The 12290-nt window shown below is 71.2% G+C and carries 13 protein-coding genes; 10 read left to right on the forward strand and 3 right to left on the reverse strand.

The genetic code is table 11. The features are described from left to right. Positions 1–4: 4 nt before the first annotated feature. From D3273_RS04880 to D3273_RS04900, 5 genes are all read left to right on the forward strand, one after another. Positions 5–1423 (forward strand): glutamate synthase subunit beta, encoded by a 1419-nt coding sequence (locus D3273_RS04880; RefSeq protein WP_129224062.1) that lies wholly within the window; start codon positions 5–7, stop codon positions 1421–1423. Between the two features lie 172 nt (positions 1424–1595). Then, a complete protein-coding gene (locus tag D3273_RS04885) occupies positions 1596–2264 on the forward strand; it encodes a dienelactone hydrolase family protein (protein WP_129224064.1) in 669 nt (222 codons plus the stop codon). Positions 2265–2351: 87 nt separating this feature from the next. Continuing rightward, positions 2352–3584 (forward strand): ABC transporter substrate-binding protein, encoded by a 1233-nt coding sequence (locus D3273_RS04890; RefSeq protein ID WP_129224066.1) that lies wholly within the window; start codon positions 2352–2354, stop codon positions 3582–3584. A 172-nt stretch (positions 3585–3756) separates the two neighbouring features. Further along, positions 3757–4530, forward strand: coding sequence for a ferredoxin--NADP reductase (locus tag D3273_RS04895; RefSeq protein WP_129224068.1), 774 nt, complete (start codon positions 3757–3759; stop codon positions 4528–4530). 23 nt (positions 4531–4553) lie between these two features. Continuing rightward, on the forward strand, positions 4554–5357 hold the full coding sequence (locus D3273_RS04900; RefSeq protein ID WP_129224069.1) for an MOSC domain-containing protein: 804 nt from the start codon (positions 4554–4556) through the stop codon (positions 5355–5357). Positions 5358–5475: 118 nt separating this feature from the next. Here the strand turns inward: D3273_RS04900 and D3273_RS04905 are convergent, their stop codons facing one another. The 3 genes from D3273_RS04905 to rplU all read right to left on the reverse strand — a co-directional run bounded on the left by D3273_RS04905 (position 5476) and on the right by rplU (position 7050). Next, entirely contained in the window at positions 5476–6099 is a 624-nt protein-coding gene (locus D3273_RS04905) for a GNAT family N-acetyltransferase (protein WP_129224070.1), read from the reverse strand. A 189-nt stretch (positions 6100–6288) separates the two neighbouring features. After that, entirely contained in the window at positions 6289–6567 is a 279-nt protein-coding gene (gene rpmA, locus D3273_RS04910; protein ID WP_129224072.1) for a 50S ribosomal protein L27, read from the reverse strand. A 105-nt stretch (positions 6568–6672) separates the two neighbouring features. Further along, complete coding sequence (gene rplU / locus D3273_RS04915; protein ID WP_129224074.1) at positions 6673–7050, reverse strand: 50S ribosomal protein L21; 378 nt, start codon at positions 7048–7050, stop codon at positions 6673–6675. A 264-nt stretch (positions 7051–7314) separates the two neighbouring features. Here rplU and D3273_RS04920 point away from each other — a divergent pair, with 264 nt between their 5' ends. The 5 genes from D3273_RS04920 (at position 7315) to D3273_RS04940 (ending at position 12281) form a co-directional block, all read left to right on the forward strand. Continuing rightward, positions 7315–7629: an EthD family reductase gene (locus D3273_RS04920; RefSeq protein ID WP_129224076.1), complete on the forward strand. Its 315-nt coding sequence runs from the start codon at positions 7315–7317 to the stop codon at positions 7627–7629. Next, entirely contained in the window at positions 7610–8398 is a 789-nt protein-coding gene (locus D3273_RS04925) for an ABC transporter ATP-binding protein (RefSeq protein WP_129224078.1), read from the forward strand. The genes D3273_RS04920 and D3273_RS04925 overlap by 20 nt, the downstream gene beginning before the upstream one ends. Positions 8399–8540: 142 nt before the next feature. Beyond that, positions 8541–10457, forward strand: coding sequence for a potassium transporter Kup (locus tag D3273_RS04930; protein ID WP_129224080.1), 1917 nt, complete (start codon positions 8541–8543; stop codon positions 10455–10457). A gap of 45 nt (positions 10458–10502) precedes the next feature. Next, positions 10503–11342, forward strand: a complete 840-nt coding sequence (locus D3273_RS04935; RefSeq protein ID WP_129224082.1) for an aldo/keto reductase — start codon at positions 10503–10505, stop codon at positions 11340–11342. Positions 11343–11591: 249 nt separating this feature from the next. Further along, positions 11592–12281 carry a TSUP family transporter gene (locus D3273_RS04940; protein WP_245501003.1) on the forward strand — a complete coding sequence of 230 codons (690 nt, stop codon included), beginning with the start codon at positions 11592–11594 and terminating at the stop codon, positions 12279–12281. The last annotated feature ends 9 nt before the right edge of the window (positions 12282–12290 follow it).

Genomic DNA, 12290 nt, shown 5'->3' on the forward strand with positions numbered 1-12290 from the left:
CCCGATGGGCAAGATCACGGGTTTCATGGAGCTCGACCGCGTGGACCGGCGCTATGCGCCGGCCGCCGACCGGATCCGTCACTACAAGGAGTTCCTCCTCCCGCTGTCGGAGGAGAGCACCCGCTCGCAGGCGTCGCGCTGCATGAGCTGCGGCATCCCGTTCTGTCACAACGGTTGCCCGGTCAACAACCAGATCCCCGACTGGAACGACCTCGTCTATCGCGGGGACTGGGAAGAAGCGTCGCGCAACCTCCACTCGACCAACAACTTCCCGGAGTTCACCGGGCGCATCTGCCCGGCGCCGTGCGAAACATCCTGCACGCTGAACCTCGACAACGCCCCGGTGACGATCAAGACGATCGAGAACGCCATCGCGGACCGCGCCTGGGCGGAAGGCTGGATCGTGCCCGAAGTGGCCGCCACCCGCACGGGCAAGACCGTGGCGGTGATCGGCTCGGGCCCCGCCGGCCTGGCCTGCGCCCAGCAGCTCGCCCGCGTCGGCCACGACGTCACGGTGTTCGAGAAGAACCAGAAGGCGGGCGGCCTGCTCCGCTACGGCATCCCCGACTTCAAGCTCGACAAGGCACATATCGAGCGCCGCGTGAAGCAGATGGAGGGCGAGGGCGTCGTCTTCCGCTACGGCGTCAACGTCGGCGTGGACGTGACCGTCGCGGACGTGCTGGCGGGCTTCGACGCCGTGGTGCTGGCCGGCGGGGCGGAGAAGCCCCGCGACCTGCCGATGCCGGGCCGCGATCTCGGCGGCATCTACTTCGCCATGGAGTTCCTGCCGCAGCAGAACCGCCGCGTCGGCCGCGAACCGCTGCGGTCCAACAACCCGATCCTCGCCACCGGCAAGCACGTGCTGGTGATCGGCGGCGGCGACACCGGCTCGGACTGCATCGGCACGTCGATCCGCCAGGGCGCGCTGTCGGTCACCCAGCTCGAGATCATGCCCGAGCCGCCCGAGAAGGAGAACAAGCTCCTGACGTGGCCGGACTGGCCGCTGAAGCTGCGCACCTCCTCGTCGCAGGAAGAGGGCGCCAACCGCGACTTCGGCGTGATGACGCGGCGCTTCTCGGGCCAGAACGGCACCGTGGAAACGGTGGACTGCGTGCGCGTGGACGGCAAGTTCCAGCCGGTAGAAGGCTCGGAGTTTCAGATCCGCGCCGACCTCGTGCTGCTCGCCATGGGCTTCGTGTCGCCCCTGCACGACGGCATGCTGACGGACCTCGGCGTCACGCTCGACGGCCGCGGCAACGTGCAGGCCGACATGAAGGCCTACCGGGCCTCGGCCGACAAGGTCTACGCCTGCGGCGACATGCGGCGCGGCCAGAGCCTCGTCGTCTGGGCGATCCGCGAAGGGCGGCAGGCGGCGCATTCCGTCGACAAGCAGCTGATGGGATCGACGGTCCTGCCGCGATGACACGACGAGCGCCGACCCCCAGGGTCGGCGTTCTCGCTCCTGGGCGGCGGCCCCGCCCGGCGCTCCGACCCGGAGCGGACCTCGGGACGCTTCCGTCCGACCTCGACGGTTTCGGGCAGCCGGTCGACACCGGATGCACCCGTCGACCCGCACCGCTGACGCGAGAATTTCCATGAGCCAGACCGTGAAGCTGACCGCCTCAGACGGCGCCGTCATCGACACCTACCGGGCCGACCCGGCCGGGAAGCCGAAGGGCGGCATCGTCGTGCTGCAGGAAATCTTCGGCGTGAACCCGCACATCCGCCGCGTGGCCGACGGCTTCGCGGCCGCGGGCTACCTCGCGGTCGCGCCGGCCCTGTTCGACCGGGCGAAGCCCGGCGTCGAGCTGGGCTACACGCCCGACGACATCCCGCTCGGCCGCGACCTCGTCGCCGCCGTGGGCCACGACCGGACGATGCTGGACGTCGCCGCGGCGGTTAAGGCGGCGTCCGAAGCCGGGGCTGTCGGCGTCGTCGGCTATTGCTGGGGCGGTTCCCTGGCCTATGCCGCGACCTGCTCGCTCCCCGGCGTCGCGGCCGCGGTGGGCTATTACGGCGGCAACATCGCCAAGTCCCTGGGCGGCGGGCCGAAGGTTCCGCTGATGCTGCATTTCGGCGAGCACGACGACCACATCCCGATGAGCGACGTCGCGGCGATCCGGGCCGCCCTGCCCGGCGTGCCGGTCTACACCTACCCGGCGGGCCACGGCTTCAACTGCGACGCCCGCGGCTCCTACGACAAGCCCAGCGCCGCGGAAGCGCTGGGCCGCACGCTGGCCTTCTTCGCCGAACACGTCGGCTGAAACCCGAGCCCATCCGGCGCGCCCGGTTGCGGATCGGGCGGTGATGGGTGACAACCCCCCGGCGGCGGGCGAGCGCGGAGCGCACACATGGGTCAGAACGATGCGGGCCGGGGCGGCCCGCGGCGGGGCGTGACGGCAGCGGCGCTCCTCGGACTGGCATTGGTGTCCGCACCGGCCCGCGCCGAGGATACGGAGATCCGCATCGGCGAGATCGATTCCTATTCCGCCCTGCCCTCCTTCACCGAGCCTTACCGCAAGGGCTGGCAGATGGCGGTCGACGAGGTCAACATCGCCGGCGGCATCGGCGGCAAGAAGCTGTCGGTGATCTCGAAGGACGACGCGGGCAAGCCCGCGGAAGCGCTCACGGCCGCCAACGAGCTCGTGTCGCGCGACCACGTGGCGATGCTGGCCGGAGGCTTCTTTTCCAACGTGGGGCTGGCGCTCGGCGACTTCGCCAAGCAGCACAAGGTGTTCTACCTCGCCGGCGAGCCGCTGACGGACGCCCTCGTCTGGTCGTCGGGCAACCGCTACACGTTCCGCCTCAGGCCGTCCAACACCATGCAGGCCGCCATGCTGGCCGACGAGGCCGCGAAGCTGCCGGCGAAGACCTGGGCCTCCATCGCGCCGAATTACGAATACGGCCAATCCGCCGTGGCGGTGTTCAAGAAGCTCCTGGCCGCCCGCCGGCCCGACGTCACCTGGGTGGCGGAGCAATGGCCCACCCAGGGCAAGATCGATGCTGGCCCGGTGGTGGCCGCCATCGCGGCCGCGAAGCCCGACGCCATCCTCAACGTCGAGTTCGGCCCCGACCTGGTCAAGCTCGTTCGCGAAGGGCAGACGCGCGGGTTGTTCAAGGACCGCTCGGTCGTGAGCTTCCTGACCGGTGAGCCCGAATACCTCGATCCCCTGAAGGACGAGGCGCCGGAAGGCTGGATCGTCACCGGATACCCGCTGTCGGGCGGGCTGCAGACCGCCGACGACGACGCCTTCGCCAAGGCCTACCAGGCCCGCTACAACGAAGCCCCCAAGATGGGGTCGGTCGTGGGCTACACGCTGATCAAGTCGGCGGCGGCCATCCTGCGCAAGGCGGCCTCGACCGACACCGACAGGCTCATCGCCGCGGCCGAGGGGATCACCTTCGATTCGCCCTTCGGCAAGGCCCAGTTCCGCGCCATCGACCACCAGTCGACGCTCGGCACCTTCGTGGGCCGCACCGGGCAGCGGAACAACCGCGGCGTCATGACAGAGTTCAGCTACCGCGACGGGGCGAAGTACCTGCCGAGCGACGCCGACGTGAAGGCGATGCGCCCGGCCGATTGACGCGGTCTATCCCCAGCTCTCTCCCCGAGCCCACGACATGCCAGCCGTGCCGCGTCCTCGCGCACGTTGACGCTCTGTTGCACCGCACCTATTCATCCATCGACGAACAGGCCAGGACCGCGCTCGGCGGCTCGCGGCCGACACGAGCAGCGCACAGGACCGGAGCGAGGACGTGAGCAACTTCAACGAAGAGACCGTGCTGTCCGTCCACCATTGGACCGACAACCTCTTCAGCTTCAAGACGACTCGCAACCCGTCGTTCCGTTTCCGCAACGGCGAGTTCACCATGATCGGCATCCCGGTCAACGGCAAGCCGCTGCTGCGCGCCTATTCGGTGGCCAGCGCCAACTACGAGGAGGAGCTGGAGTTCTTCTCGATCAAGGTCGACAACGGCCCGCTGACCTCGCACCTCCAGCACCTCAAGGTCGGCGACTCCGTGATGGTGAGCCGCAAGGCGACCGGCACGCTGGTGATCGACAACCTGTTCGACGGCCGCAACCTGTTCCTGCTCGGCACCGGCACGGGCCTCGCGCCCTTCCTCAGCGTCATCAAGGATCCCGAAACCTACGAGCGGTTCGAGAAGGTCGTGCTGGTCCACGGCGTGCGCCAGGTGGCCGAGCTCGCCTACGGGGACACGATCACCAAGACCCTGCCCGAGGACGAGCTCATCGGCGAGCTGCTGCGGGAAAAGCTGGTCTACTACCCGACCGTGACGCGCGAGCCCTTCCGCAACACCGGCCGCATCACCGACCTCCTCGCATCCGGCCGGATCACCGACGACCTCGGCCTCGAGGGGCTCGACCGCGAGCGCGACCGGGTGATGATGTGCGGCTCCCCCGGCATGCTCAACGACACCAAGGCGCTGCTGCTCGACCGGGGTTTCGTCGAGGGCAACCACGGCGAACCCGGCCAGTTCGTCATCGAGAAGGCCTTCGTAGAGCGCTGAAGCGCCCGGAGCGGAGCCGGCCCATGCGCATCTCCGACATCAGAATCTATCCGGTGAAGGGGCTGCGCGGCCATTCCGTGCCGGCGGCGACCGTCGAGCCCTGGGGCCTCGCCGGCGACCGCCGCTACATGGTGGTGGACGAGGCGGGCCGCTTCCTCACCCAGCGGCAGTGGCCCCGCATGGCGGCAGTCGAGGCGAGGCTGGCCGGGGACGGCCTCGAACTCTCGGCGGCGAACGCGGGACGCGTCGGCATCCCACAGCCCGGCGACGCGGCCGAAACGGTCGCCGTCACGGTCTGGAAGGATCGGGTGACGGCGCGGGACGCGGGCGCGGAGGCTGCGGCCTGGCTGTCCGCGGCGCTGGCCACGCGGTGCCGTCTCGTCTTCATGGCCGACCCCGCCACGGCCCGCCCCGTCGACCCGGACTTCGCCGACCCGCGCGACAGGGTCACCTTCGCGGACGGCTTTCCCCTCCTCGTCACCAACGACGCCTCCCTGGCCGACCTCAACGCGCGCCTGGCGTCGCCCGTCGGGATGGACCGGTTCCGCACCAACATCGCCGTCGAAGGCGCGGAGCCCTGGGCCGAGGACGGCTGGGCCGAGCTTCACGCCGGCGCCGTGCGCTTCGCCGGCACGAAGGACTGCGCACGCTGTGCCGTCACCACCGTCGACCAGGACACCGGTGTCAGGTCGGACGACACCGAGCCGCTGCGCACGCTCGCCCGCTTCCGCCGCAAAGCCGGCGGCAGGATCATCTTCGGGCAGAACCTCATCCCGCGCGGCCTCGGGCGGATCGCGGTCGGCGACGCGGTGCGGGTGGCCGGCTGACACCGGCCCCCTCGTCCTGAGCGGGGCATGGAGCGCCCGTGCCGCAGGACGACACGGGCCTGCTCGGGATGAGGGGCAAGCGGGTCCGTCCAGGCCGCCGCCGGCCTGTCGGGAGGCTTCAAAGGCAGGGTCGAACCCGCCCGTCGACCCGTGCCTGGGGCAGGCCGGGGACACGCCAGCTCTTCAGGCTCGCCCAGGCCTTCCGGTCCAGGCGGAACCGGTCGGAGGCGGTCAGGCCGCGGCCGTCCGGGGCCGGGTCGAGCCCCGTCCCGCAGGACGAGAAGCCGCACTTCTCCACCACGCGCCGGAACGCGGGATCGAGCACCCGCGCCGACGTCGACACCAGCGGCGTCGCGGTCAGCATGAAGGCCGCGTCGACCATGGCCTGGACCGCCTCGGTGGCGAGCCCCTGCCCCTGGGCGCGCCCGTCGAGCCACACGCGCAGCCGCAGCCCGCAGGCTTCCGCACGGCCGCGCACGGGCTCGAGGTCGACGGCGCCCAACACGCTGCGGTCGGCGCCGCGCCCCGTCAGCAGGAAGTGGAGCTCGGCGCCCGTGGCGTTGCCGGCGCGCCAGCCCCGCAGCACCTCCGCTGTCCGGTAGGGATCGCCCGACGCGGCCTCGGGCGGGGGCGGCGCGGAAGCATCCGCCGCGGCGGCCACGTCGAAGGCCTGCGGGCAGCGCAGCCACAGGCGGCGGGTTTCGATCCTGAAGATGTCTTCGCGGCTGATCTCGGGAAACATGCCGGACCTCCAAAGCGGGGCCCGCACGGCGCAGGCCCAGGAAACGACGAAGGGGGACGTGGATGCCCACGTCCCCCTGAGAGCCTTTCGGCCCGTCGCTGTCCGGTCCGGGTGGAGCGCGTCTGGCGCTCCGTGAGGGACCTTCCACCGGGGTGTGTGAGCACCGGTGGGGTCCCTCGTGAGCCCCACCTATTCCGCGGCCTGTGCGACCACGGTGTTCTGGAGGACCGCGATATAGGTGCGGCCGTCGTGCTTCTTCTGGAATTCCACGGTCCCGTCGCACATGGCGAAGAGGGTGTGGTCCTTGCCCATCCCGACGTTGGCGCCCGGATGCCACTTGGTGCCGCGCTGGCGGACGATGATGTTGCCGCCGCGCACGGCTTCGCTGCCGAACTTCTTCACGCCGAGGCGGCGGCCGTCGGAGTCGCGGCCGTTGCGGGACGAGCCGCCTGCTTTCTTATGAGCCATGGGATGTGCTCCTCAGTTCTGTCGAGGCCGTGGGCCGCCGCGGAGATTCGGGATCTCCGGCCCGGCGGGCCGGCCGTGGGATGGATGGAAGGACGGTCGCCGGCGTTACGCCGAAGCGGCCTCGGGGGCGGTCTCGACGGCGCGGGCTTCGCGGGGGCGACGCTGCTGGCCGGCGAGGAGGATGTCGGTGATACGCACGACCGTGAGATCCTGGCGATGGCCGCGCTTGCGCTTCGAGTTCTGGCGGCGGCGCTTCTTGAACGAGATCGACTTCGGGCTGCGCGTCTGCTTGACGATTTCGGCCGCCACGGTGGCGCCGTCGACCAGCGGGGCGCCGACCTGCATGGTGGCGCCGTCGTTGTAGCTCAGCACCTGGTTGAAGGTGATCTCCGCCCCGGCTTCGCCTTCGAGCGACATGACCACGATCTCGTCGTCGGCGGAAACCTTGTACTGCTTCCCGCCGGTCTTGATGACTGCGAACATCTCTTCCGTACCTTCGATCTCGATCGGCTCTGCCCGGGTTCGCGGGCGGCCGTCTTCTTGTGAGGGTGACCCGTCGGGGGCAGCCCGTTGATTGTCGGCGTGGAGCGGCGCGCGGCAGAAAGCCCGCAAGCGCCGAAAGGCGGAAAAACCGCCCTCCTACCAGTCGCGGTGCCTAACGGTCAGGGACGCCGCTGTCAACGCCCGGCCGGCCTCGACGCGCGCGAAACCGGCGCTACACTGGGCCGAGACCCAGGGAGGACGATCATGGCCGCCACCGTCACGGTGCTCTACCCCAACCAGGCCGACGCCACGTTCGACATGGACTATTACCTCGGCCGCCACATGCCCCTGGTGATGGAGCGCTTCGGCGCGCACGGCATGACGGGTTGGAAGGTGGTCAAGTTCGACGGCCCGCCGGAGCGCACGCCGTTCAGCGTCATGGCGACGCTCGCCTTCGGCAGCGTCGAGGGCATCCGGGCGGCGCTGAAGGCTGAAGGCGGGCCGATCATCGGCGACGTGCCGAACTTTTCCAACAAGGACGCCATGCTGATGTTCGGGGATGACGTCAGCCACGGCTGAGCGGCGGGAAGCCGGGCCGACCCTCGTCGCGATGGACGGCGTGGGCCGGCGCTTCGCCGACGGAACCGCGGCGCTCGACGGCCTCGACCTCGCCGTGCGGGCCGGCGAAGTCCTGTCGCTGGTCGGCCCGTCCGGCTGCGGCAAGTCAACGGTGTTGAGGCTGCTGGCCGGGCTCGACCGGCCGAGCGCCGGGCGCATCGCCTGGCCGCAGGGGAGGACGGAGGTCGGCTTCGTGTTCCAGGACGCGACGCTGATGCCCTGGGCGACGGCCGCCGACAACGTGCGGCTGCCGCTCCGCCTGCGGGGGATCCAGCGCCGCGAGGCCGCGCCGCGCGTCGCCGAAGCCCTCGAGCGCGTCGGCTTGGGGCGCTTCGCCGGGCACCGACCGGCGCAGCTGTCCGGCGGCATGCGGATGCGGGTGTCGATCGCCCGGGCCCTGGTGGTGCGGCCGACGCTGCTGCTGATGGACGAACCCTTCGCGGCGCTCGACGAGATCACGCGCTTCCGCCTGAACGACGACCTCGCCGCGCTTGCCGCAGCGCTCGGCACCACGCTGGTCTTCGTCACCCATTCGGTCGGCGAAAGCGTGTTCCTGTCGGACCGCGTCGTCGTCATGGCGTCCCACCCCGGCCGGGCCGTCGCCGAAGTGGCGGTGCCGGGCCGCCGCGCCCGCACGCGGGAGTTCCGCACGGCGCCCGCCTACGCGGCGCTGTGCGCCGAAACCGCGGCGGCGCTGCGGGCCGCCATGGGGGACGAGGGTCCGCCGTGATGGCGCCGGCGGCACACCGCCGCGCGATCTCGGTCGAAACGCGGTCGGGGACTGAGATGGCGCTCAGAAAGCTGGCAGCGGGCCCGAACTGTCGCATAAGGGAGCGCCCCGGTCCTGCGGGGCGCCAGACGACGGGGGACGCTTGAGCGACGAACCAGCCCAGCACGAGCCGAACAGGCTCGGTGCGGCCGCCGCCCTGGGGGCGCTCGGCATCGTCTACGGCGACATCGGCACGAGCCCGCTCTACGCCCTGAAGGAGGCCGTGAAGGCCGCCATGGCGGGCGCGTCGCAGCCGGCCCCCGCCGCGGTGGTCGGCGCGGTGTCGGTGATCCTGTGGTCGCTGATCTTCGTCGTGTCGATCAAATACGCGATCCTGATCATGCGGGCCGACAACCGCGGCGAGGGCGGCATCGTCGCCATGCTGGCGCTGCTGCACGCCCGCGAAGCCAAGCCCGGCACCTGGCGCGCCGTTCTGCTGATCTTCGGGCTGATCGGCGCGGCGCTGCTCTACGGCGACGGCGCCATCACGCCCGCCATCTCGGTCCTGTCCGCCGTCGAGGGTCTGAAGGTCGACGCGCCGGCGCTGTCCGCCTTCGTGCTGCCCATCACGGTCGTGGTGCTGATCGCGTTGTTCCTGGCGCAGCGCTTCGGCACCGGCTCCATCGGCCGCGTCTTCGGGCCGATCATGCTGGTGTGGTTCGCCGCGCTGGCGCTGCTCGGCGTCCACGGCATCGTCAAGGCACCCGCCATCCTGCAGGCCGTGAACCCCTGGGCGGCCGTGAGCTTCACCGTCCACGCCGGGCCGGCGGTCTCCTTCGCCATCCTCGGGGCCGCCTTTCTGGCGGTGACGGGGGGCGAAGCCATGTACGCCGACATGGGTCACTTCGGCGCCCCGTCGATCCGGGCGTCCTGGTTCGCCGTGGTGCTGCCTTGCCTGGTGCTGAACTACTTCGGCCAGGGCGGGCTGCTGCTGGCCGAACCCGCCGCCATCGACAACCCCTTCTACCAGCTGGCGCCCGACTGGCTCCACTATCCCCTTGTGGTCTTCGCCACGGCCGCCACCGTCATCGCCAGCCAGGCGATCATCTCGGGCGCCTTCTCGCTCACCCAGCAGTCGATCCAGCTCGGCTTCCTGCCGAAGATGCACATCGTCCACACGGCGGCGGACGAGATCGGGCAGATCTACCTGCCGCTGGTCAACTGGCTCCTCGCCGCCGCCACGCTCGGCGCCGTGCTGGCCTTCGGCTCGTCGGACGCGCTGGCCGGCGCCTACGGGATCGCGGTCTCGGCCCTGATGGCTATCACCACCGTCCTGGCGGCCCTGGTGGCGATCCAGTGGGGGTTCCCGCCCGCCGCCGTGATCGCGGTGAACGGCGCCTTCTTCCTGATCGACCTGGTGTTCTTCTCCGCCAATGCCGTGAAGCTGTTCGAGGGCGGCTGGTTCCCGCTGCTGCTCGCCCTGTCGGTCGCCTTCCTGATGCTCACCTGGCGCCGCGGCAACCACCTGCTGGAAGCGCAGCGCGCCGCCATGCGCGAGCCCGAGTCGCGGCTCGTCGACGCCTGCGCGGTCGGGGGCCCGGGTCTCCGCCTGCTGCGCCTGCCGACCAGCGCGGCCTACCTGACCGCCGGAACGTCCGGCCTGCCCCTCCCCCTGTCCAACTTCGTGCGCACCAACCGCGCCGTCCAGAAGCGCGTGCTCATCGTTTCCGCCGTCACGACCGAGCGGCCCCGCGTGCCGCCCGAACAGCGGGCCCGGGTGGTGCCGCTCGGCCAGGGCATCGACCGGCTCGTCCTCACCTACGGTTTCGACGAGGCGCCCTCGGTGCCCGGCGGCATCGCCCTCGCCCTCGAGCGCGGCCTTCTGCAGGACGTGGACCCCGCCGCCATCACCTACATCGTCGGGCGCGAAACCGTGATCCCGTCGCGCGAGCGCGACGGCCTCGCCCGCTGGCGCAAGAAGGTCTTCGCCTTCATGGCCCGCAACTCGGAACGCACCGCCGTGTATTTCGGCGTGCCGACCGCCCAGGCCGTCGAACTGGGGCTCGAAATCGAACTCTGACGGCTCCGGCCGGGTTGGGCCCCCACAGCCTTCGGGGAGCCCAGCATGAGCGAGATCGGAACCGTGACGCTGCCGGGCGGGCGCCGCGTGCCGGCGCTGGGCCAGGGCACGTGGCACATGGGAGAGGACCCGGAGCGGCGCGCCGCCGAGGCGGCGGCGCTGCGGGCCGGCGTCGAGCGCGGCCTCACCCTCATCGACACCGCCGAGATGTATGGCGAAGGCGCCACCGAATCCTTCCTCGGCGAAGCGCTGGACGGGCTGCGCGACCGCGTGTTCCTCGTGTCCAAGGCCTATCCGCAGAACGCCGGCCGGGGTCGGCTGCGGCGCGCCTGCGAGGGCAGCCTGAAGCGGTTGAAGGCCGAACGCCTCGACCTGTACCTGCTGCATTGGCGCGGGGGCGTGCCGCTGGCCGAAACCGTGGACGCCATGGAGGCCCTGCGCGACGAAGGGCTGATCGGCGCCTGGGGCGTGTCGAACTTCGACGCCGACGACGTCGAGGACCTGCTCGACGCGGGCGGCGACGGCTGCGCGGCGAACCAGATCCTGTTCAACCTGACCCGGCGCGGTCCGGAATTCGACCTGCTGCCGCTCCTGGACAAGCTGTCCATGCCCGCCATGGCCTACAGCCCCGTCGAGCAGGGGCGCCTGCTCGGCCATCCGGCGCTCGACGCCGTGGCCGGGCGGCATGGTGCGACGGGGCTGCAGGTGGCTTTGGCTTGGCTGCTGCGCCGCCCCGACATGCTGGTGATCCCCAAGGCCGGCACGGTGGCCCACGTCGAGGAGAACCGCGCCGCGGCGGACCTCCGCCTCACCGACGACGACATCGCCGAGCTCGACCGGGCTTTCCCGGCCCCGACCCGGAAGGTGGCGCTGGAAATGCTGTGACCCCGGCAGCCGCCGACCGCACCGCGAAGCGACCGGAGGCATGCGACGGGATGTCTTCGGATCGCGATTCGCCCTAATCACGGTCCGCGGCGCGTCGGCGCCCGCCGCGCGGCGTCGATCCGCACCCCGCGCGTCGCCGGGGACCCGTCCTGCCCATGTCGATCGATCTTCCGACCCTCGCGGGCCTGAGCGCCGTGTCGCTGGCCGCCCTGCATGGACGCCGTCGCGGGAGGGGGCGGCCTGTTGACCGTGCCCGCCCTGGTGCTCGCGGGCATCGACCCGCGGAGCCTCCTCGCCACCAACAAGCTGCAGGGGTGTTTCGGCACCACCTCGGCCACGGCGGCCTTCGCGCGGGCCGGCCACCTGCCGCTCGGCTCCTGGCCCTTCGCGCTGGCGGCGGCGGCCGGCTCCGTGGCGGGCGCGCTGGCGTTGGACCACATGCCGCAGCGCGCCATCTCGGTCGCCCTGCCCTTCGTGCTGCTCGGCGTGGCGGCGTATTTCGCGGCTTCACCCCGCTTCGGCGACGAGGGGCGTCCCCGCCTCCTGTCCCGCCCCGCCTTTCTAGCGACCGTGGTGCCGCTCGTGGGCTTCTACGACGGCGTGTTCGGCCCCGGCGCGGGCTCGTTCTACATGGCGGGGCTCGCCGGGGTGCTGGGCTTCGGCGCCGTGAAGGCCACGGCCCACACCAAGCTGTGCAACGTCGCCAGCAACCTGGCCGGGCTCGCCACCTTGGCGCTCGGCGGGCATGTGATCTGGACGGTCGGCCTCGCCATGGGGGCGTCGTCTTTCGTGGGCGCGCAGGTCGGGGCACGGCTGGCCATGCGCCACGGCGCCGTTCTGGTGAAGCCGCTCATCGTGACGATCAGCCTCGCGCTCGCCGCCAAGCTCGCCTTCACGCCCGGCCACCCGGTCCACGACGCCATCGCGGCGGGGTGGTGATCCCACGAA

The organism is Lichenibacterium minor (assembly GCF_004137685.1).
GTDB classification, from domain to species: Bacteria; Pseudomonadota; Alphaproteobacteria; order Rhizobiales; family Beijerinckiaceae; genus Lichenihabitans; species Lichenihabitans minor.